The organism is Myxococcus guangdongensis (assembly GCF_024198255.1).
GTDB classification, from domain to species: Bacteria; Myxococcota; Myxococcia; order Myxococcales; family Myxococcaceae; genus Myxococcus; species Myxococcus guangdongensis.
This window is the reverse complement of sequence record NZ_JAJVKW010000018.1, coordinates 39,929-60,803: the sequence shown is the minus strand read 5'-3', so window position 1 is coordinate 60,803 and position 20,875 is coordinate 39,929. Positions and strand designations below refer to the sequence as shown.

18 protein-coding genes are annotated in these 20,875 nt (G+C 70.0%); 13 read left to right on the top strand and 5 right to left on the bottom strand.

Features of this window, described 5'->3' with window-relative positions:
- Positions 1–129: 129 nt before the first annotated feature.
- The 6 genes from LXT21_RS38515 (at position 130) to LXT21_RS45775 (ending at position 6,183) form a co-directional block, all read left to right on the top strand.
- On the top strand, positions 130–1,740 hold the full coding sequence (locus LXT21_RS38515; protein ID WP_254043228.1) for a S8 family serine peptidase: 1,611 nt from the start codon (positions 130–132) through the stop codon (positions 1,738–1,740).
- 189 nt (positions 1,741–1,929) lie between these two features.
- Complete coding sequence (locus tag LXT21_RS38510; RefSeq protein ID WP_254043227.1) at positions 1,930–2,367, top strand: organic hydroperoxide resistance protein; 438 nt, start codon at positions 1,930–1,932, stop codon at positions 2,365–2,367.
- A gap of 71 nt (positions 2,368–2,438) precedes the next feature.
- Positions 2,439–4,277, top strand: a complete 1,839-nt coding sequence (locus LXT21_RS38505; RefSeq protein ID WP_254043226.1) for a leucine-rich repeat domain-containing protein — start codon at positions 2,439–2,441, stop codon at positions 4,275–4,277.
- Between the two features lie 240 nt (positions 4,278–4,517).
- Positions 4,518–5,063, top strand: a complete 546-nt coding sequence (locus tag LXT21_RS38500; RefSeq protein WP_254043225.1) for a GNAT family N-acetyltransferase — start codon at positions 4,518–4,520, stop codon at positions 5,061–5,063.
- A gap of 79 nt (positions 5,064–5,142) precedes the next feature.
- Positions 5,143–5,469 (top strand): hypothetical protein, encoded by a 327-nt coding sequence (locus tag LXT21_RS38495; protein WP_254043224.1) that lies wholly within the window; start codon positions 5,143–5,145, stop codon positions 5,467–5,469.
- Positions 5,470–5,817: 348 nt separating this feature from the next.
- A complete protein-coding gene (locus tag LXT21_RS45775; RefSeq protein ID WP_456094093.1) occupies positions 5,818–6,183 on the top strand; it encodes a hypothetical protein in 366 nt (121 codons plus the stop codon).
- Positions 6,184–6,235: 52 nt separating this feature from the next.
- On the opposite strand, the gene LXT21_RS38485 is transcribed toward LXT21_RS45775, so the two are convergent.
- Together LXT21_RS38485 and LXT21_RS38480 are read right to left on the bottom strand one after the other, a co-directional pair.
- Positions 6,236–6,553 carry a DUF4286 family protein gene (locus LXT21_RS38485; protein ID WP_254043223.1) on the bottom strand — a complete coding sequence of 106 codons (318 nt, stop codon included), beginning with the start codon at positions 6,551–6,553 and terminating at the stop codon, positions 6,236–6,238.
- Positions 6,550–7,794, bottom strand: coding sequence for a DUF6068 family protein (locus LXT21_RS38480; RefSeq protein ID WP_254043222.1), 1,245 nt, complete (start codon positions 7,792–7,794; stop codon positions 6,550–6,552). Before LXT21_RS38480 ends, LXT21_RS38485 begins: the two co-directional genes overlap by 4 nt.
- 108 nt (positions 7,795–7,902) lie before the next feature.
- Here LXT21_RS38480 and LXT21_RS38475 point away from each other — a divergent pair, with 108 nt between their 5' ends.
- Entirely contained in the window at positions 7,903–9,921 is a 2,019-nt protein-coding gene (locus tag LXT21_RS38475) for a hypothetical protein (protein WP_254043221.1), read from the top strand.
- A gap of 7 nt (positions 9,922–9,928) precedes the next feature.
- Here the strand turns inward: LXT21_RS38475 and LXT21_RS38470 are convergent, their stop codons facing one another.
- Together LXT21_RS38470 and LXT21_RS38465 are read right to left on the bottom strand one after the other, a co-directional pair.
- Complete coding sequence (locus tag LXT21_RS38470; protein WP_254043220.1) at positions 9,929–11,611, bottom strand: amidohydrolase; 1,683 nt, start codon at positions 11,609–11,611, stop codon at positions 9,929–9,931.
- Positions 11,612–11,889: 278 nt separating this feature from the next.
- Entirely contained in the window at positions 11,890–12,129 is a 240-nt protein-coding gene (locus LXT21_RS38465; RefSeq protein WP_254043219.1) for a hypothetical protein, read from the bottom strand.
- 285 nt (positions 12,130–12,414) lie between these two features.
- Between LXT21_RS38465 and LXT21_RS38460 the strand changes: the two genes are divergently transcribed.
- Positions 12,415–13,329, top strand: coding sequence for an alpha/beta fold hydrolase (locus LXT21_RS38460; RefSeq protein ID WP_254043218.1), 915 nt, complete (start codon positions 12,415–12,417; stop codon positions 13,327–13,329).
- Positions 13,330–13,437: 108 nt separating this feature from the next.
- Positions 13,438–13,965 (top strand): hypothetical protein, encoded by a 528-nt coding sequence (locus LXT21_RS38455; protein ID WP_254043217.1) that lies wholly within the window; start codon positions 13,438–13,440, stop codon positions 13,963–13,965.
- A 33-nt stretch (positions 13,966–13,998) separates the two neighbouring features.
- Here the strand turns inward: LXT21_RS38455 and rnz are convergent, their stop codons facing one another.
- Entirely contained in the window at positions 13,999–14,922 is a 924-nt protein-coding gene (rnz, locus tag LXT21_RS38450; RefSeq protein WP_254043216.1) for a ribonuclease Z, read from the bottom strand.
- A 115-nt stretch (positions 14,923–15,037) separates the two neighbouring features.
- On the opposite strand from rnz, the gene LXT21_RS38445 reads away from it, so the two are divergent.
- The 4 genes from LXT21_RS38445 (at position 15,038) to LXT21_RS38430 (ending at position 20,828) form a co-directional block, all read left to right on the top strand.
- On the top strand, positions 15,038–15,736 hold the full coding sequence (locus LXT21_RS38445) for a DUF2293 domain-containing protein (protein WP_254043215.1): 699 nt from the start codon (positions 15,038–15,040) through the stop codon (positions 15,734–15,736).
- Positions 15,737–15,870: 134 nt separating this feature from the next.
- On the top strand, positions 15,871–16,593 hold the full coding sequence (locus LXT21_RS38440) for a TetR/AcrR family transcriptional regulator (RefSeq protein ID WP_254043214.1): 723 nt from the start codon (positions 15,871–15,873) through the stop codon (positions 16,591–16,593).
- Complete coding sequence (locus LXT21_RS38435; RefSeq protein WP_254043213.1) at positions 16,590–17,699, top strand: efflux RND transporter periplasmic adaptor subunit; 1,110 nt, start codon at positions 16,590–16,592, stop codon at positions 17,697–17,699. The genes LXT21_RS38440 and LXT21_RS38435 overlap by 4 nt, the downstream gene beginning before the upstream one ends.
- A 12-nt stretch (positions 17,700–17,711) precedes the next feature.
- Positions 17,712–20,828: an efflux RND transporter permease subunit gene (locus tag LXT21_RS38430; RefSeq protein ID WP_254043212.1), complete on the top strand. Its 3,117-nt coding sequence runs from the start codon at positions 17,712–17,714 to the stop codon at positions 20,826–20,828.
- Positions 20,829–20,875: the final 47 nt, after the last annotated feature.

Genomic DNA, 20,875 nt, shown 5'->3' with positions numbered 1-20,875 from the left:
CTCACGCACCGGCCCCACCGGCCAGGGGGTTCACCACGGGTGGAAAAAGCAGCCCTCAGGAAACTGATCCTGACGAGGTGCGACAATCAGGGACAGTCGTTGATTCCGCGTCCCCCCGGAGCCTCCAACATGACCGTCACCCGCAAGCCCCTGTCGCTCCCGTCGCCCACCACCCGTACCGGGGAGGCCGCCCGTCCGGAGGCGTCCGCGACGCCCGCCGCCGAGCGCGTGGTGGCCCGGCCCGGCAAGAACGGCACGGACGGCTTCGAGTCGGCCAAGTCGGCGCGCCCCACGAACTTCGTGGACCGTCCCACGGGCCACCGCCCGGACCCGAGCGCCCCGGTGCTGCCGGCCACGGCGTTCGCCTTCGGTCCGAGCAAGGCCACTCTGGCGGGCCGTGACACCTCCACGCCGGTGACGCTGACGGCGTCCGCCACGCCCAACGCGGCGGTGAAGGACCTGGCGACGGTGACGTCCACGGTCAGCTTCGACAAGGACGTGTCGCTCGACTCGCTGAAGCTGAACCTGGACCTGGCGCACTCGTACCGGGGCGACCTGGTGGTGAAGGTGACCAGCCCGTCCGGCAAGACGGCGACGGTGTCCAACCGCCAGGGTGGCAGCGCGGACGACGTGAAGGGCTCGTTCGACCTGAGCACCACGTTCAAGGGCGAGTCGGCCAAGGGCACCTGGACGCTGTCCGTCGAGGACAAGGCGCGCGCGGACACGGGCACGCTGAAGAGCTGGGGCCTGGAGGCCACGGGCAAGGCGCCGGCGACGGACCCGGTGGACCCCAAGCCCCCGCGCCCCACGGGTGACCCGGTCATCGCGGTGTTCGACGGCGGCGTGGACTTCAAGCACAGCGACCTCGACAGCGCGATGTGGACGAACCCGAACGAGATTGCTGGCGACGGAATCGACAACGACGGCAACGGCGTGAAGGACGACATCCACGGCTACAACGTCGGCTTCAACAGCGGCGACGTGATGAAGGGTCAGGGCACGGACCACGGCACGCACGTGGCGGGCATCATCGCGGCCGAGGACAACGGCGAGGGCAACACGGGCATCGCCGCCGGCAAGGCGAAGATCATGAGCATCGGCGGCCTGTACGACGGCGCGGACCTGCTCACCAACTTCGAGCGCGGCGTGGACTACATCGTCAACATGAAGGAGAACCACGGCGTCAACGTGCGCGCGCTCAACGCGAGCTTCGGTGACGAGTACCGCGACGTGGCCTCGCAGACGCGCTGGAAGGCCGCCGTGCAGAAGCTGGCGGACGCGGACATCCTGCTGGTCGCGGCCACGGCCAACGGCAACGGCAGCAACATGAACAACGTGCAGGACTTCCCGGCCAACATCGACCTGCCCAACGTCATCACCGTGGCGGCCATGGACCAGCGCAACGACAAGCTGGCGCGCTTCTCCTCGCACGGCGACAAGGTGGTGGAGCTGGCCGCGGTGGGCGAGAACGTCCTGAGCACCGTGCCCGGTGGCGACTGGGAGAAGATGAGCGGCACCTCCATGGCCACCCCCACGGTGGCGGGCGCCGCGGCCCTGATGTTCGCCGCGAACCCGGACCTGACGGCCGCGCAGGTGCGCGACCTGCTGGTGCAGACGGTGGAGATCGACCCGGACCTCAAGGGCAAGGTCAGCACGGGCGGCAAGCTGGACATCGCCGCCGCCGTGAAGGCCGCCTCGGAGTTCGTGACCACGCCCCCCGCCACCGTCGCGGGCCGCTGAGCGCCTGAGCAGGGTCCGGACACGCTCCGGGTCCTGAACGGTTGAGTGGTGGATATCTGGCCCCTGTCTTCCGCGGGTTCGCGGTGGCAGGGGCCTTTTTCCGGTCCGAATTGATTGCGCGCGATTGAATTGCCCCCTAAATAAAGGGCGTCGGAAAGAAGCGACCCCGAACTTCCAGGAGAACAAGCCATGGCTCCCGTCACGATTTCGCCGCTGTACACCGCCCACGCCACCACCCACGGAGGCCGGTCGGGCAAGGTCCAGTCCTCGGACCAGGTCATCGATTTGCCGCTGGCGATGCCGAAGGAGCTGGGCGGCGCGGGTGGGACGGCGACGAACCCGGAGCAGCTGTTCGCGGCGGGTTATTCCGCGTGCTTCGAGAGCGCGCTGCGCCTGGTGGCGGGCAAGGGCGGCAAGAAGCTGGGGCCCGAGGTGGGCATCTCCGCGGCGGTGACGATTGGGAAGACGCCGGACGGGGGCTTCGGGCTGGCGGTGGAGCTCAAGGGCATCCTGCCGGGCATTCCCCGCGACGAGGCGGAGAAGCTGATGCACGCGGCGCACGAGGTGTGCCCGTACTCGCGCGCCACGCGCGGCAACATCGACGTGAAGCTCTCCGTCGCGGAGTAGGTGCCTGGGTGCCGGGCGGCGCTCCTGAACGAACAGCTGTTCAGTGTCGCGTGGGAGCTGGTACGGGAGGGATGTCGAACCCCTCACTGCCCGCTCCCGCGCCTCGCGCGTCCCTGTCCCTCGTCGCGCGTGAGAAGGGGGCGGTACGCGCCTGGTCCTTCGAGCGAGCCGGCACGGTGGTGACGTTGCGCGAGGGCCCACTCGGTGGGAAGTCGAAGCAGACCGAGAAGACGTTCGAGACCGAGGCCGAGGCGCTCGCCTTCTGCGAGAAGAACCTGCACGCGAAGGTGGAGAAGGGTTACTTCGCCTCGGGGTTGGGCTTGCGCGCGGTTCCTGTCGAGGCGCTGCGCGCCGAGCTGAAGGTCGCGGGCAGCGCCGAGGGCCGGGTCCTGGTGCATGACGGTGACCTCGTCCTTCCGCACGACCTCATCCTGGATGAGGGGTTCGGGCTGCTGGCGCCGGAGAAGGACGCGTCGGCTCCGCTGGTGGGGCTGTGGGTTCGTGGCGCGCTCACGGTCGAGGGCAGCCCGCTCAACTTCGAGGACGACACGGGACCCTTCCTGCAGGTGGGAGGCGCGCTGGTCGCCCGGGGTATCGGCGTGGGGGGCTCGCAGCTTCGAGTCGATGGGAGTGTTCGGACGGGTGAGCTCATCGGTGTCTACAACCACGGGTTGGTGGACGTGGGTGGAGACCTGGACGCGCGCCTCGTGGCGACCGAGCGCACGGTGAGCGTGGCGGGGAAGACGAACGCGATGCGTTTCCTCGGGTGGGGCGCGAGCGTCTTCCGGGTGGTGGAGGGCGTGGAGGATGCGAGCGACCCGCATGAGGCCTCGGGCGTCTTCGTGGCCGGGGTGCTCAAGAAGCCGGAGGGGCTGGTGGACCTGTCGCTCGCGCGCAAGCGGCTGGCGGAGGGGAAGCCGAACCTGCTGGAGGCGCCGGTGAGTGTCCGCGCCGAGTTCCGCAAGCAGATGGCGAAGAAGCTGGAGGCGCCGGAGAAGCTCAAGAGCCTCGTGTTGAGCCGGAAGAACCTCAGCGTGCTGCCCGTGGAGTTGTTCCAGTTCCGGCGGTTGGAGAAGCTGGACCTGTCGGGGAACAAGCTGCGGAGGCTGCCCGAGGAGTTGGGGTTGCTGACGGAGTTGCGAGAGCTCCGGCTGGGAGGCAACGGGCTGCAGGAGCTGCCGGAGTCGGTGGGGGCGCTGGGCAAGCTCGTGCATCTGGACCTGGAGGCGAACTGCATCTGGCGGCTCCCCGAGTCCCTGGAGCGCTGCACGGAGCTGCGCAGCATCAACTTCATCAACAACCCCTACTCGTACGTGCGAGCTTCGTTCGGGAGCTGGCGGCAGGTGATGGTGCTGCGGGACTTCCCCGAGGTGCTCACGCGGTTGCCGAAGCTGGAGGTGTTGGAGTTCAACGGGACCTTTCTGCGCGCGTTGCCGAAGCGGGCCTTCGACAGCCAGGGCTTGCAGCGGGTGAGCATCAAGGACTCGTTCATCACGGAGGTCGACAAGGCGCTGCATCCGTTGGTCGAGGTCGACCTGGAGGACGCGAAGAAGACGGCCGCGAACTTCGTGCGCTTCTGGTTCGCGCGCGACTCCGTGCACCTGGAGGACATCTACGACGCGAAGACGCGGAGGTATGACTTCGCGGACGTCATCGCGCTGGTGCACTTCCTGGTCGAGAGCGCCCTGCCTGTCACCGCGGGGTACGAGGACGTGCTGGCCACGTGGACGCACCAGATTGAACGGGTGGGCCACGTCATCGACCGCGCCGAGCGGAACCCGGAGCATTCGCGCGTGTTGTTCGGCGCGCTTCGCGATTCGCTCGACACGGTGGGCAAGGCCACGGGGGCGAACGCGCTCGTGGATGGGCTGCGCGGAATGTTCGACGAACGAGCGCGCGCGGCGGTCTAGGTCCGTGGGGAAGGGGTGGACGCGTCGGGCCGCCTGGGCGCGCAGCGTGTCGCGGGGGACACGCTGTGCCATGTAGGACGCAGGGGGTTCCCCTTAGGACCACGAGGTCATCCGCGTGCGGGAGTCACGCGCGTGCGTCGTTCCTCGGCGCCTTCCCTCGGAGGACTCGCGGGACGCGCCTTGGGAGGTCCTCCTGGCATGTCCCTTGAAGTCTCCCCGGTGCGAAGGGGGGAAGCCTGCATGCATGAGCGTCAGCTCATTCCGATGGATGTGGCGGGGACCGCTGTCCTGGTGGCTGCTCGGATGTTGTTGGAGGAGCCGGATGTCGAGGAGTTCTTCGGCTGGTGGAGGCCCGAGGCGGGAGGACGTCCTCCCGGTCGCTGGAGCGCGGCGGAGGGGACCCGGTTGTTCGCCGTGGCCGAGCGGGGCAACGGCGTCATCGGCCTCGCCGCGCTGACCAACATCCGCCGCGAGGAGCACTACGCCCGCGTGTGCTGCTCCATCCTGGCGCAGCATCGCCAGAATGGTGCAGGGCACTGGACCATGTCGGAGCTCATCCGGCAGGGCGTCAGGCTGGATGGATTGCGACACCTGGAGACCTCCGTCCGCGCGGGCCACACCACGTCACTCACGACCCTGGAGTCGCTCGGCTTCCGGCGCCTGGACGTTTCCGGCCATCCGTCCAGCGACACGACCCCACGCGCCTATGTCTATCTCAGGCTGGATTTGCCCTCCGAGTCGGCGGGGTACTTCCCACGCGTCATCGCGCGCAATCTCTGCGCGTGACGCGAGCGCTGGCGGGAGAAGGACTCCCGCCTCGCGCATTCCTGGTGTGGGTAGAGTGGACACGAGAACCCAGGACCTCATGAATCCACGCCTGACTTGGTTGGTGCTCTGTCTCTTCTGCGCTTGTGCATCGCGCCAGTCGGCGGTCTACCGGGCGGACCGCGACGTCCGGGACCTCGCGCGGGCGCTCTGCGACGAGGTCGCCTTCTTGGGCAGTGAAACGGACGCTTCACGTGACGTGCTCCAATGCGACCTCGCACCGCACGTGAGGACTTCCATCCGCATCAATGGCGACGTGCTGCGCGTCGAGGCCGACTCGACGTGGCGGCACTCGGATATCGCTCTGAAGCTCGGCGTGCTTGCTCAGCAGCGAGGGTTCCGCATCGAGTTCAAGGGTCTACAGTGAAGCGCCCGCCCCCTCAGGATGGGAACCATCGAGTCGTGCGAAGAACCTGTGATGCAGGGTGTGGGGTACCCTCGGCGCCGTACTGATTCCTAGTGTGGGTCGGGCAGAGATTCAGGACAAGCTGGCTGCTCCCTGGGAGCCCGTTGCACCAGCCCATCAAGGGCTCGTGGAGGTGGCGCTGTTGCCCTTCGTCGCGCTGGCTTCCTTGGATGCGCAGGGCTTCGCGGACGTGAGCCCCAAGGGCGACCCCACGGAGTTCCTCCGACTCGACGGCGCGCGGGTGGCCGTACCCACCGCCCCGGCAACCGTCGCACCGACACCTTCCACAACGTCCTCGAACAATCTCGCGTGGCGCTGCTCGCGCTCATTCCAGGTGAGGCGCGCTTCCTGGAGGTCTCCGGCATCGCCTCGCTCTCCACCGAGCCCTCGCTGCTGGCCTCGATGTCCGTCGAGGGCAAGGTGCCGAAGCTGGCGCTGCTCCTGGAGTCCCACGCGGCGCGGTTGCACACAAGTCAGGCCATCGTCGACGCGGGGCTGTGGGACACCGCGCGTCACGTGCCCGCGAGCCAGCTGCCGAAGATGGCCGACGTGTTCGTCGACCATGTCCGGCGCAGTCCCCAGAAGGGCGCCGCCGCCGCGACGCTGCGCGCCCTCGTCTCCAGGACGATGCTCAGCTGGGCGCTGGACCACGACTACAAGAAGAACCTGTACTGAGCACCCAGGCTCCCGCGCTCCACGACGAGAACCCGGGAGCCTGCGTGCACTGTCAGAACCGCTTCACCTCGGACAGAACCTGCCGCGAGTGCCGCGTCACCGTCCCGAAGCGCGCGAGCGACTCCGCTCGCAAGTGCTTCGCCGCGTCGCTCGTGGTGTAGCGTTGGAAGTCCGCCTCACTCCCCAGCTCGAAGTGACACACGTACCGGGCCCAGCCATCCGGGGCCCGCTCCGTGTCCCTCCACTTGCGGCACCCCAGGAATCCCGGCTCGCGCAGCACCTCGGGGACGTGTGTCCCCTCGTGCCACTGATTCCACGCGGCCTCCGCGCCCGGCTCCACCTCGATGACCACGGTGTACAGCGTCGTCACGGCTGCCACGCACCGAAGCCCGTCAGCTTCGCGCCACCCTGCGACTCACGCTTGCCCTTGGACGAGACGCGATAGGTGAAGTCCGACAGCGGCTCGAACCGCGCCTCGTGCGCCAGCCCGCCGAGCGTCTTCTCCCACGGGTCCGCGGCGAACAGCAGCGTGCGCACCTGCTTCGCGTTCGTCGGCCCCTCGTTGGCGTCCACCTGGAGCACCGGCACCCGCTTGGTGCCCACCGCCAGCGTCTCGCGCACGGCCGGCGCCGAGTTGGGGACGACGGGCGGCCACTGCTTGGGCTCCAGCCCCAGCGAGATGAACGACAGCAGCACCTCCTCCAACGGCATCACGCTCGCCTGCGAGAAGTCCTGGCACGGCGCCTCGTCCGTCGCGGGGTTCACCGGCGCCTCCGTGCGCAGCACGTAACCGGCCTCCGCCGACTGGCACGTGCGCAGCACCGTCTTCGTGCCCTCCGACTCCATCTCCCGGTCGAACCACGTGCCAGGACCCAGCGGCCACTCCAGGTCCGGCGCCATGCCCGCGCCCTCCCTGCCCTGGCGCACCGACACCAACGTCAGCTGATGGCTCCCCGCGGCGCCGAAGCCCGACAGCGTGGTGCTCGCGTCGAGCAGCCCGTTCGTCAGATACAGCGGCCCCGCGTCCACCGCGTACAGCCGGTTCTCCAGCGGACCATCCACCGGGCGATTGTCGCGCAGATAACGCTTCGCCTCCCAGGTGCGGCCCGCGGCCGTGGGCTGCTCGGACGTCGCGGTGCCCTCGCGCGCCACCTCCAGCGGCCGGGAGGCCTCCACGCGCATGGGAATCGCCAGCCGCCGCGACAGCCGGGGCTGCGTCAGCTCACCGCCCTTGTCGCTCTCGAGCGTCAGGGTCAGCCACACGCGCGAGCCCTCCACCGCCGCGACCTCCAAGGTCAGCTTGCCCGCCGCGGCCGAGCCACCCTGCGCGTCGCGCGGCGGCGTGCGAATCGCGGAGAACGAATAGACGACCTGGTCGCCCACCCGGGCGCGGTGCCAGGCGGAGGTCCCCTTCGTCGAGCCGGGAGCCTCCGGCGTGGCGGTGCCCGTGGGCGCGTCCGTGGCGCTCCCGGACGTGCCGCCTTGCGTCACCGGAACCCCATCGGTAGGGCCCGCGGCGCGGGGCTTCGTGCTCTCACAGCCGGAGCCGAGCGTCAGCGCCGCGCACAAGAGCGCGGAGCGGGACAGGAAGGAAGCGGAGGGCTTTCGCATTCGGGCGTCACCTCACGAGAAGGGCCTTGCGCGGCATTGCGCGACCCCAGGCGGGGCTTGATACACCGGGGGACAGGTCATCCCCAACTTCCTGGAGTTTCCGCGCTCATGCCCACCCCACTGTCCATCCGCCGGGTCGTCCTCTACAAGCATGGCGTCGGTTACTTCGAGCGTAAGGGGAGCGTGACGGGCAGCGACACCCTGCACCTGGACTTCAAGGCGCGGGACATGAACGACGTGCTCAAGTCGCTGACGGTGTTGGACCTGTCGGGCGGCTCGGTGTCGGCGGTGAGCTACGACTCGACGAAGCCGCTGGAGCAGCTGCTCGCGGAGGCCACCATCCGGATTCCGGAGGACGGCAGCCTCACGGCGCTGCTCGGTCAAATCAAGGGTGCGCGCGTGAGGGCGCGCGTGGGTGGCGGTCAGGTGGAGGGCGCCATCATCGGCCTGGAGTCGCTCGCGGTGGCCGCCGGTGAGACCAGCGTGGTGCGCCCCTTCCTGTCGCTGCTGGTGGGCGCCTCGCTGCGCACGTTCGACGTGCTGGACATCACCGAGCTGGAGTTCCTCGACGAGGCGGTGCGCAAGGATTTGGAGTTCTATCTGTCCACGGTGCTGTCCTCGTACAAGAAGGACAGCAAGCGCATGAGCATCCTCACCTCCGGCGAGGGTGAGCGCGAGGTGTTCGTCAGCTACGTGGTGGAAGCGCCGGTATGGAAGACGAGCTACCGCATCCTCCTGGACGAGGGCGAGTCGCCGCTCCTGCAAGGCTGGGCGCTGGTGGACAACACGGGGGACGAGGACTGGGTGGACGTGGAGCTGGCGCTCGTCGCGGGCCTGCCGGTGTCCTTCGTGCACGACCTCTACAACCCCCGCTACATGAAGCGTCCCGTGGTGGAGGTGAGGACGGAGGCCGCCGCCGCGCCGGTGATTCCCGAGGAGAGCTACGCGAGCGCCCCGGACATCATGATGGATAAGGAGAGTGAGGCGATGCCGATGATGGCCGAGATGGCGCCTGCTCCCGCGATGGCGCCGGGTCGCTCGCGCTCGCTGATGCGCAGCAAGGGCGGCCCATCCTCCGGTGGCCCTGGCGGTCCCCGTTTGCGCGACGTGCTCGAGCAGCAGGGCGCGAAGGTGACGACGCTGACCAAGGACGTGGGGGACTTGTTCGAGTACGGCGTGGACCGGCCGGTGACGGTGCACCGCAACCAGAGCGCGCTGGTGCCCATCCTGCACAAGCCGTTCGAGGGGCGTCGGGTGCTGCTCTACAACCGGGCGACGCGCGAGAAGAACCCGATGGCGTGCATCGAGCTGAAGAACACCACGGGCCTGACGCTGGAGGGCGGGCCGGTGACGGTGACGGAGGACGAGCGCTACGTGGGCGAGGCGATGCTCGACACGATGAAGCCGCAGGACACGCGCTTCGTGCCGTACGCGGTGGAGCTGGGCTGCGTCGTCACGGTGGAGGAGGGCGCCGAGGACGGGCCCGTCTACCGCGTGGTGGTGAACCACGGCAGCTTGATGGCGGAGTACCACAACGTGCGGCGCACGACGTACGTGGTGCGCAACAAGGCGCCCCGGCCACAGGTGCTGTTCATCGAGCACCCGCGCATCGGCTGGGAGCTGGCCAAGGACGTGCCCGCGCCGGAGGAGACGACGGACGGCTTCTGGCGCTTCAAGCGGACGCTGGCCGCGGGCGCGCAGGAGACGTTCGTGGTGTCCGAGCGCACCACGGGCCACCGGCACTACGCGCTGTCCTCGGTGGGCCCGGACGACGTGGCCTTCTTCCTGTCGCAGCGCTATGTGGACAAGGCGATGTCGGACGCGCTGCGGGAGGTGATTGCCATCCGCGAGCGCGTGGCCACGCTCACGCGCGACGAGCAGCAGCTGACTCAGGAGCGCGCGCAGCTCTTCAAGGACCAGGAGCGCATCCGCTCCAACATCGAGTCGCTCAAGAGCGGCGTGTCCCAGCGGGAGCTGGCCGAGCGCTTCGTGGCCAAGCTCAACGAGCAGGAGGACCGGCTGGAGGCCATCGCCCGCGAGCTGGAGCGGCTGGCGAAGGAGCGACAGGCGGCGCAGGAGGAGCTGCACCGCCGCGTCCAGTCGCTCAGCCTGGTGTCGAACCTCTAATCACAGCTCACGGGGTGGCGCGGTGGACTTCATCGCCGCCCACCACGGTGAGGTGGACCTGGGCGCCGGGCAGCTCGGAGACGGGCGCGTCCACGGGGTCGATGGACAGGGCGACGAAGTCCGCGTCCATGCCGGGCTGCAGGCGGCCGCGGCGCGCCTCGGCGAAGGAGGCCCAGGCGGCGCCCACGGTGAAGCCCTCCAGGGCCTCTTGTCCGCTGAGGCGCTGGTCGGCGTACCAGCCGCCCTCGGGCGTGCCGCGCGCGTCCTGGCGCGTGCGCGCGGCGTAGAGGCCGGCGAGCACGTCGGGGCGCTCCACGGGGAAGTCGCTGCCCAGGGCGAGCACGGCGCCGGAGGACTTCAGGCGCTGCCAGGCGTAGGCGCCGCGGATGCGCTCGGGGCCCACGCGCGCCTCGGCCCAGGGCATGTCGCTGGTGGCGTGCGTGGGCTGCACGCTGGCGATGAGGCCGATGCGGCCCAGGCGGGTGATGTCGTCCAGGCCCATGATTTGCGCGTGCTCCACGCGGTGGCGGCCGTCCTGCGTGGACGTGGCCTGCATCGCGCGCGCGAGGGTGTCCAGCACCAGCGTGTTGGCGCGGTCGCCGATGGCGTGGGTGCAGACCTGGAAGCCCGCGCGCATGAAGTCGGTGACGCGCTTCTCGTACTCCTCGGGGGTGAGGAGCAACAGGCCGCGGTGGCCGGGCTCGTCGCTGTAGTCCTGGTGCAGGGCGGCGCCTCGGCTGCCGAGCGCTCCGTCGAGCACGAGCTTCACCGCGCGCAGGGTGAGGCGCTCGCCGTGGTAGGGGCCCATGCGGAGGAACTCGGCGCGCTCGGGGGCCTGTCCGTCGGCCATGGCGTAGACGCGCAGCGGCAGCTTGCCTTCCTTGTCCATGCGCTGGAGCAGTTGGAAGGTGGCCAGGTCCATGCCGGCGTCGTGCACGCCGGTGAGGCCCACGCGCGCGGCGCGGGTGAGGGCGGCGGTGAGCTGCGCGGCGCGCTCGGTCTCCGTGAGGGGCGGCAGCACGGTGTGAATCAGGCCGATGGCGTTGTCGACGAGGATGCCGGTGGGCTCGCCGCTGGCGTCGCGGAGGATGCGGCCGCCGTTGGGGTCCTGGGTGGCGCGGGTGATGCCGGCGCGGCGCAGCGCCTCGCTGTTCACCCAGGCCGCGTGGCCGTCGATGCGCGTGAGGTACACGGGCGTGCGCGGGTGCTTGGCGTCGAGGTCCTGGCGGGTGGGGAAGGTCTTCTCGGGCCAGTCGTTCTGGTCCCAGCCTTGGCCGACGAGCCACTCGCCTTGGTAGGAGGTGCTCGGCGCGTTGGCGACGCGGGCGAGGGCCTCCTCCTTGGTGGTGGCGCCGAGCAGGGTGACGGTGGCCTCCCACTGACCGAGCGAGGACAGGTGGCCGTGCGAGTCGGTGAGGCCGGGGACGATGGTGGCGGTGCCCAGGTCCACGACGCGCGCGCCGGGACCGGCGGCGGCGAGCACTTCGTCACGGGTGCCGGTGGCGAGCACCTTGCCTTCGCGCACGGCGAGGGCCTCGACGACGGGGCGGCCCGGGTCGAGGGTGCGCACGCGCGCGGCCACATAGACGGAGGTGCCCGCGGTGTCCGGGCGCGGAGTGTTCCGCGTGCAGCCGCCGAGAAGGGAGAGGAGCAGTACCGCACCGAGGAGCCCGCCGATTCGTCGCAGCATCGTTTCGCGCACCTGTCTGGATGGAGGGCCGCCCCGAGCCTGGGGCGGGCGCGCGACACTCTGGCGCACCCGGAGCGCACGGGCCAGTCTGCTCCTCAGCACCCCTTGCCCACTCGCGCCTCACGTCGCAACAGGGCCCCTGTTCCTCCTATGTGACGTGGTGGGAGTCGTCATGTGTGAGGTACTCGTCGCACGAGTGTCTCACGCCGCGTGTCCGTCATTTGCCCGAGGTCGGTCAACGGGATGAGGTCGGTCATCCGACCGATGCGGCCTCCCGCTCACTTCGGGTTTCTCCTTCGTTTTGGCTCCTCGGGTGGAAGGCGACGCAAGCGCCACACGTTCCAGGCCTCGAGGGCCGTCGTGGTTGTGAAGAAGAGGGCCAGGAACCCTGTGATTCTCGCGGCCAGCGGCACGCTGAAGAGCATCGCGCACAGCCACAGGGCCATCATGAACAGGACCAGTCGGACGCCGCTGCGGAAGGCGACCTCGGACTGACGGATGCGGGTGGCAAGCTTCATGGTCGACCCGGGACTCGTTTCAGCGGAAGGGTTCGAGCGAGAGGCCGCAACAAGTAGGCTGGCAGCTTAACGAACCTGTCTACGAAGCCGGGCCACGCCCAGTCTGGCCATGAAGTATCGAAGTGGCGTCGACATGGCGGACGCTCCGACAACCTCACTTGCCTCAAGTCAGGAACCTACGGAAACCCATTTCCCGTCGTTAATCCTCGCACGTTGATGAGTCATGGACGCAAGGCCTTCCGCATGAGTCCGCCCGCGTCTGGCGGACTGCTAGCTTGCGCCCCCATGGACGCCCCCGCGCTCGCCTCGCTGTCCATTCCCCTGGCCTCGCTGCGCATGCAGGCATTGGAAGCGGGACCCACGGACGGTCCGCTCATCCTCCTGCTGCACGGCTTCCCCGAGCTGTCGGAGAGCTGGCGTGACGTGCTGCCCGTGCTCGGCGCGGCGGGCTATCACGCCGTGGCCCCGGACCTGCGCGGCTACGGCGGCACGGACCGTCCCCGAACGGGCTACGACCTCGACACGCTCGCCGAGGACATCTACCAACTCGCCCGCCACCTCCAGCCCGACCGCCCCATCCACCTCGTGGGCCACGACTGGGGCGGCGGCATCGCCTACCACGTGGCCGCGACCCGCCCGGACATCGTCGCCACCCTCACCGTCGTCAACTGTCCCCACCCCGCCGTCCTGCTGCGCCGCATCTGGCGACCCGCCCAGCTGCGCCGCTCCTGGTACATGTTCTTCTTCCAGCTCCCCTGGCTGCCCGAGCGCGCCCTGTCCGCGAACAACGGCGCCCGCGTCCCAGGCCTCATCCGCGCGGGCATGGCCCGGAACTCCCAGGTCAGCGACGCGCGCCTCGCCCCGTACGCCCAGAACCTCGCCCACCCGGACGCCGCCCGCGCCGCCGTGGATTACTACCGCCAGTCCTTCCGCGACCTCCTCACCCCCAACGGCGCCCGCCGCCTGCTCCAGGGCTACCCCCGCATCCGCGCCCCCTTCCGCCTGGTCTGGGCCGAGGAGGACCGCGCCCTGGGCCGCGAGCTCACCGAGGACCTGGAGCCCTGGTTCGAGCTGCCTCCCCAGGTGCGCTACCTCCCGGGCGTGGGCCACTTCGCCCCCCTGGAGGCGCCGGCCCGGGTTTCCGCGCAGATCCTCGAACACGTGGGCACACACCCGCCCCAGCCCACACGCCCAGCGTAGACAGACGCAAGCAGATGGTTGCCCTCCGCAACCTTCCCTCCGGGGACTTGGCGACGGGGCGGCAGTGAGGGATGTTCGCGCCGTCTCACATTCCCTGGAGTCAAGCGCATGAACCCGTCCCAGTCCCGCCTCGGGGCGTTGTCGTTGCTCGTCGTCGCCGCCCTCTGTCTGACCTCCGCCACCGGCTGCGCCGGCCGCCGCCGTGAGGCCTTCCTCAACGACAAGGCGCGCACCCACACCTACCGCAAGCCCGCCGCCGAGGTCTGGCCGCAGGCCATCGCCCTCCTCAAGGAGAAGGGCTACTCCATGCGCGCGGGCAAGGAGGGCTTCGAGGCGTCCACCGAGTGGCTCATGCACGGCGCCCCCTCGTCGCTGGGCACCACCATGGTGCGCTACCTGGTGAAGGCCGTGGAGCGCGGCCCCGGCCAGTGCACCATCGAGTACCACAAGCAGCTGTCCACCGAGACCCGCGGCGCCCAGAGCGGCGGTCGCCAGCAGTCGGAGTTCAACGACCCGGCTCCGCGCGCCGACGGCACCACCTTCAACCGCGACCCGGAGATGGAGTGGGAGCTGCTGCAGAAGGTGGACGCCGAGTCGGCCACCGCCCTGCGCGCCGAGGCGGAGAAGATTCAGTAACGAAGTCGCTGTGCCCCGAGGAGCCGCCGCGCGTCAGTCGCGCAGCGGCAGCTCCAGGGTGAAGCCGTCGTACGCCACCTCACAGGGCCCCTTGTACTCCTCGCGCGCCTGCGTGAGCAGCTTCGCGGGGTCCGTGTCGTGGCGGCTGGACAGGTGGGTGAGCACCAGCCTGCGTGCTCCCGCCTCCCTCGCCACCCGCGCCGCCTCGCGCGCCGTGGAGTGATGCGTCTCCAGCGCCCGCGCCTGCTCGTCATCGGAGAAGGTGGACTCGTGGATGAGCAGGTCCGCGTCCTGGGCCGCCTTCACCACCGCGGCGCACGGCCGCGTGTCCCCGGAGATGACCAGCTTGCGCCCCGGCCGCGGCGCGCCCAGCACGTCCTCGGGCTTCACCACGCGCCCGTCCTCCAGCGTGACGCTCTCCCCCTTCTGCAGCTTTCCGTAGTGGGGCCCCGGCGGCACGCCCAGCTCGCGCGCCTTCTCCAGGTGGAAGCGCCCCGGCCGCTCGTCCTCCACCAGCGCGTACGCCAGCGCGTTGATGCGGTGGTCCACGCCGATGGCGTGCAGCGCGTAGCCGTTGCGCTGCACCACGTCCCCGTCCTTCACCTCGTGGATTTCGACGGGGAAGGACATGGCCTCCACGCCCAGGTGCACCGCCTGGTGCAACAGGCGCCGGGCCGGGGGCGGGCCATACAGGTGGATGGCGTGCTCGCGCCCCATCATCCCCAGCGTGCGCAAGAAGCCGATGATTCCCAGGTAGTGGTCGGCGTGGAAGTGCGTGAAGAAGACCGCGTCCACCGTGAAGCCCGTGCCGAAGCGCACCATCTGCCGCTGGCTGCCCTCGCCGCAGTCGAACAGCAGCAGGTCCGTGTCCGCCTTCACCGCGAGGCCCGACAGGTTGCGGTGCAGGGTGGGCTGGGCGGCGGAGGTGCCGAGGAAGGTGAGCCTGAGGAGGGACATGCCGGCACTTCCCACGCGAAGAGTGTCTCCCGCGCCCGGACCGCCAGGGCGCGAGGCGCCATTTAGCAGGCTTTGGACCCGCCCGTGCTATGTGAGCCGCCCCCCAGACACCGCCATGCCCGAATCCCTGACGTTCGCCCCCACCTCGGACCCCCGCCGCGTGCGCGCCCCGGATGGCCGCGTGCTCTCCGTGCCGGAGGGCTGGGCCCTGCTGCCTCCTGGTGACGCCGGCCTCACCCGCCGCGTGAAGGCCGCGGGCCCCACCTGGACCGTGGTGGAGAAGGTGGGCCGCAAGCTCTTCTCCCGAGGCGTGTGGGCCCCCGCGCCGCACATCCTCCAGGCCAAGGCCGCGCTGGAGGCCGAGCGCGCCACTCCCGCCTACGCCAAGAAGCTGGCCGCCGGCCGCGAGCGCCGCGCCCGCGAACAGGAGGAGTACGAGGTCGACTTCGCCAACAGCGTGCTGCGCTTCCTCGCCTTCTCCCCCGCGTGGCTCTCCCACGCCAAGAAGCTGGCGGTGCTCGTCTCCGCGCACGCCACCCCCGTGGGCAGCGGCACCGTGGCCCGCACGGAGCGCATCCCCGTGGAGCGCCGCGCCGAGGCCGCCGTCATCGCCTGGATGCGCCACCAGACGACCCAGTACGACGACATGAGCATCGCCCGCGTGAAGGGCGCCCGGCGCGAGGTGCGCCGCGAGCTGGCGGAAATCTCCCGCGCCGTGCTGGACCTGCACCGCCGCGACGTGCCCCACGGCCCTGCCGCGTGTCCGCTGTGCACCGCCCTGTCGCGTGTGGGCGCGGGTACTCCCCAGACGTGAGCCCGGCCTCCGGGGTGGATGGATGGCGGGGTTTCTGACCCGCCGTTCACTCACATTGCGCCATTACTGACTGGCGGGTTAGTAACGGGTCCGTCATGCCGAGACCCGCGGACCCCCACGCCAGGGAAGCCCTGATGACCGCCGCCCGGGCGGAGTTCGCCCGCAAGGGGCTGCGCGGAGCGCGCATCGAGGACATCACCGCCGCGTGCGGACTCTCCAAGGGCGCCTTCTACCTGCACTTCGAGTCGAAGGAGGCGCTGTTCGCCGAGGTGCTCACCTCGTTCGAGACGCGGCTCAACGCGATGAACTCGCGACGGATGGAGGCGATGGAGCGCCACCTGCGCGAGCACGGGTTGCCCGGGCCGAGAGACAGGTTGGAGCGCACCGAGCGCTACCAGTGCTTCTTCCAGACCGAAATCGACTTCGACCTGGAGTCGCTCGAGCTGATGTGGGCCCACCGGGACATCGTCGCGGTGCTCGTCAACGGCAGCCAGGGCACGCCCTTCGAGTCGCTCTTGTGGCGCATGACGGACGCGCAGGTGGAGCGCGTGGCGCGCGACTTCCGACGGCTGCAGGAGGCGGGCGCGGTGGACCAGGAGATGGACGCGCGGCTGTTCGCCTCGTTCATCGTCGGCGCGTTCGTGCTGCTCGCGCAGCGCATGGTCCACTTGCAGGAGAAGCCGGACCTGAGCGCCTGGGCGCACACGCTCCAGCGCCTGTGCGAGGGCGGCACGCTGCCCCGCTTCGAGACGCCCGCTGTCGCCCGCCCTCCCGCGCGCGCGCAGCGACCCCAGACTTCCACGCGTCGGGAACCCGCCCGCGCGAAGACCCGCCACACCCCGAGGAAACGTCCGTGAACCTCTCCAGGAACTCCCGCGCCCCGAGGGCGCTCGCCGTGGCGGGGCTCGTCGCCGCGACGTTGTCCGTGTCCGCCTGTTCCCGGGCGGACGCCTCGTCCACGCCCGCCGCTGGCGCCAAGACGGAGGCCGCGCCGCCGTCCGTGAAGCTGGTGTCCGCGCGCACGGTGAAGGCCGCGCCGCGCGAGGAGGTGACGGGCACGCTGTTCCCCGCGCAGATGCTCCAGGTGGGCTTCGAGGTGGGCGGGCGGCTGGCCGCGGTGAAGGTGGGCAAGGGGATGGTGGTGAAGAAGGGGGACGTGCTGGGGCAGCTCGACGTGGAGATCTCCGACGCGCAGGTGGCGCAGGCGGAGGCCGCGGTGGCGGCGGCGCAGGCCGGGGCGGACATGGCCGCGGACGTGGCCGCGCGCAACCAGACGCTGCAGAAGGAGGGCGGGGTGAGCGACCTGCAGAACCGCTCCACGGCGGCGCAGGCGGCGCAGGCCCAGGCGCAGCTGCTCGCGGCCAAGGCGCAGCTGTCGCAGGCGCGGGCGGCCAGGCGCCGGCACGACTTGAAGGCGCCCTTCGAGGGGACGCTCATCGACGCGCCGGAGCAGACGGGCGCCACGGTGGGGCCGGGCACGCCGCTGTTCAACCTGGAGCGCCTGGACACGCTCCTGCTCAAGACGACGGTGGCGGAGTCGCTGCGCGCGCGGCTCAAGCCCGGCCAGAAGGTGCGGGTGGAGTCCATCGGCGGGGGCGCCTTCACCGAGGACGCGGTGGTGCGCACCATCCTGCCCTCCGCGGACCCGGCCACGCGCCGGGTGCCGGTGGAGCTGGCGGTGCCCAACGCGGATGGCCGCTTCGTGGCGCACACGCTGGCGCGCGCGGTGCTCCAGCTGGGAGATGACCAGGACGCGCGGGTGGTGCCGGGCTCGGCGCTGTCCTCGGCCAACGGGGACCACGTGCTCATCGTCGGCTCGGGCGGCGAGGTGAAGCGGGTGGACGTGCAGGTGCTGGAGCGGCGCGAGCGCGAGGTGGTGGTGCTGGCGCGCTCCGAGTTCGAGTCGGTCATCGACCACCCCACGCCGAGCCTGTCGCAGGGCTCGCGCGTCACCGTGAAGTAGAGGGACGCCGCCATGCTCCTGAGCGACGTCTCCATCCGTCGGCCCGTCTTCACCACGATGCTGTCGTTGTGCCTCGTCGTCCTCGGCCTGATGGGCCTGGGGCGGCTGGGCACGGACCTGTATCCGGACGTGGCCTTCCCCGTCGTGGTCGTCAACACCGTCTACAAGGGCGCGGGCCCGGGTGAAATCGAGACCCAGGTCGTCAAGCCCATCGAGGATGCCGTCGCGGGCATCAGCGGGGTGGACAAGATCCACTCCTGGAGCCGCGAGAACCTGAGCACGGTGGTGGTGCAGTTCAAGCTGTCCACCAACGTGGACCGCGCGGTGCAGGAGGTGCGCGACAAGGTGGCGGGCATCGCCAACAAGCTGCCGCAGACGGCGGACGCGCCGGTGGTGGGCCGGGTGGACCTGTCGGCCACGCCCATCCTCACGTACGCGGTGTCCGCGGACCTGCGCTCGCAGGACTTGCGCCGGCTCATCGATGACCGCATCAAGCCCGCGCTCGCGCAGCTGGAGGGCGTGGCGGAGGTGCGAATCACGGGCGGCGACACGCGCGAGATTCAAATCGACCTGGACCTGGACAAGGCGCGCGCGGCGGGGGTGTCCCCGCTGGAGATTGCGCAGCGGGTGGGCGCGGAGAACCTGGACCTGCCGGCGGGCCGTCTGCAGCTGGGCGCGAGCGAGCTGACGGTGCGCTCGTTGGGACAGTTCAAGGACGTGGAGGAGATTCGCCGGTTGCCGGTGGCGCGCAGCCGCACGGGCTCGCAGGTGCGGCTGGAGGAGATTGCCACGGTGACGGACGGGGTGGCGGAGCGGCGCACGGTGGCGCGGCTCAACGGGCTGGACGCCGTCATCCTGGACGTGGTGAAGCAGCCGGGCTCCAACACCATGGCGGTGAGCGACGCGGTGAAGCGCGTGCTCAAGGAGATGGGGCCGGAGGTGGGGCAGGGCTTCACGGCGCGGCTGCTCATCGACCAGTCGGACCTCATCAAGGAGAACGCGCACGAGGTGTGGGTGGCGCTCATCTTCGGTGGCGCGATGGCGGTGCTCATCATCCTGATGTTCCTGTTGGATGGTCGCGGCACGTTCATCTCCGCGCTGGCGCTGCCCACGTCGGTGCTGGGGACGTTCTTCGCGATGTACCTCCTGGACTACACGCTCAACCAGATGACGCTCTTGGGCCTGTCCTTGGCCATCGGCCTGCTCATCGACGACGCGGTGGTGGTGCGCGAGGCGATTACGCACCGGCTGGAGAAGGGCGAGGACCCGATGAGCGCGGCGGCCAACGGCACGCGGGACGTCGGTCTCGCGGTGCTGGCGACCACGCTGTCGCTGGTGGCGGTGTTCGTGCCGGTGGCGTTCATGCCGGGCATCGTGGGCCAGTTCTTCAAGCAGTTCGGCATCACGATTTCGGTGGCCGTGCTCATCTCGCTGTTCATCTCCTTCACGCTGGACCCGATGCTGTCGGCGCGGCTCGCCAAGCAGCGCAAGCCGGGCGAGGTGCACAAGGACAACGCGGTGGCGGCGTGGCTGCGCGCCTTCCTGGACGGCACGGAGCGCGTGTATGAGCGCATCCTCCGCTGGGTGCTCGCGCACAAGTGGATGACGACGGGCATCACGGTGCTGGTGCTGGTGGTGTCGTTCGGCGCGTCGAGCCGGCTGGGGTTGGAGTTCCTGTCGGCGGAGGACCGCTCGCAGTTCATGGTGGACCTGCAGCTGCCGGACTCGGCGAGCATCGCGGAGACGGAGTCGCGCACGGCGGAGGCGGAGGAGCTGCTGCGCAAGCTGCCGGAGGTGACGTCGGTCTACTCGGTGGTGGGCACCAACGGCGACGTGAACAAGGCGCGCATGCGCGTGCTGACGGTGGGCAAGGGCGAGCGCGACAAGGGCATCCCCCAGCTGAAGGAGGAGGCGCGCGCGTTGCTCGCGGGGCTGGTGTCCACGAAGGTGAACCTGAGCGACCCGCCCATCCTCGAGGGCCTGGGGGGTGACTTCTATCCCATCATGGTGCGGGTGACGGGGCCGGACCTGGTCCGGGTGCAGCAGGAGGCGGAGCGCATCGCCGACATCCTGCGCAAGCTGGAGGGGACGGCGGACGTGCGGGTGGAGGCCAATCCGCCCAAGCCGGAGCTCCAGATTCACATCGACCGGGCGCGGGCGAGCGACGCGGACGTCAACGCGGCGGGGCTGGCCACGCAGCTGCGGCTGGCGATTGGCGGCGACGTGGTGGCGAAGCTGCGCGAGGGGACGACGGAGACGGACATCCGGGTGCGGCTGGCGGAGAAGGACCGGAGCACGCCGGAGCGGGTGCGGCAGCTGGAGGTGTTCACGCCGCGGGGCCTGCGGCCGGTGACGGACGTGGCGAACGTGGAGCTGCGGGACGGGCCGAGCGTCATCGAGCACGAGAACCGCGAGCGGCAGATCGCGGTGTTCTCACAGCTGGGCAAGGGCGCGGCGCTGGGCAACATCGCGAAGAAGCTGAAGGAGCAGGTGGCGCTGGCGCCGCTGCCGCCGGGGTATGCGATTGTCTACGACGGCCAGATGAAGAGCATGGATGAGCAGAACGAGGCGTTCGGCACGGCCTTCATGTTGGCGTTCGTGTTCATCTACATGGTGCTGGCGAGCCAGTTCGAGTCCTTCAAGCACCCGTTCACCATCATGGCGTCGTTGCCGCTGGCGCTGGTGGGCGCGTTGTTGGGATTGGTGCTGACGGGCTACCACCTGTCGATGGGCGCGATGATTGGCATCATCCTGTTGATGGGCCTGGTGACGAAGAACGCGATTCTGCTCATCGACGGAGCGTTGCAGCACCTGCGCGAGGGCGACTCGGTGGACGAGGCGCTGATGAAGGCGGGGCCTCGTCGGTTGCGTCCGATTCTGATGACGAGCGCGGCGATGGGCATCGCGATGGTGCCGACAGCGATAGGCACGGGGACGGGCTCGGAGTTCCGGGCGCCCATGGCCATCTCGGTGATTGGCGGCGTCATCACGTCCACGTTCCTGACGCTGCTGGTGGTGCCGGTGGTGTTCGCGGCGATGGAGCGGGTGGGGCGCTGGGGGCGCAAGAAGGCCCCGGCGGCCACGCCCTCGGTCGCGCCGGTGGAGCCCGGGCCCAGTCAGGCCGCGTGACACCGTCTGTGTAAAACACGGGGCCCGAGGCGGTTGGCTCGGGCCCT